This window comes from Streptomyces sp. URMC 126, assembly GCF_051386555.1.
Lineage (GTDB): Bacteria > Actinomycetota > Actinomycetes > Streptomycetales > Streptomycetaceae > Streptomyces.
This window is the reverse complement of sequence record NZ_JBPQTX010001117.1, coordinates 1-252: the sequence shown is the minus strand read 5'-3', so window position 1 is coordinate 252 and position 252 is coordinate 1. Positions and strand designations below refer to the sequence as shown.

The following is a 252-nucleotide window of genomic DNA, read 5'->3' as shown; positions in this document are numbered from 1 at the left end:
AGCCCCGCCAGGCTCCGGCCGACGCGCAGCGCGGTCTGCTCGGACGCGAAGTCCACGGCGAAGGAGAGCATCGCCTCCCGGGAGGCGAAGTAGTGCTGGAGCTGCCCGTGGGACATGCCCGCCTCCCGCGCGACCTCACGCACGGTCAGATGCGCGACACCGCGCTGCTCCACCACCCGCCACAGCGCTCGGGCGATCGCTTCGCGGCGCTCGCGGTGGTCCACCTGCTTCGGCATGCCGACCTCCCGGACC

Annotated in this window: 1 protein-coding gene; it reads right to left on the bottom strand. The window is 73.4% G+C overall.

Annotated features, from left to right (window positions below; genetic code table 11):
• A partial coding sequence (locus ACSNOK_RS35315) for a TetR/AcrR family transcriptional regulator (RefSeq protein ID WP_436784772.1) occupies positions 1–236 on the bottom strand: 236 nt, incomplete at its 3' end.
• Positions 237–252 lie beyond the last annotated feature (16 nt).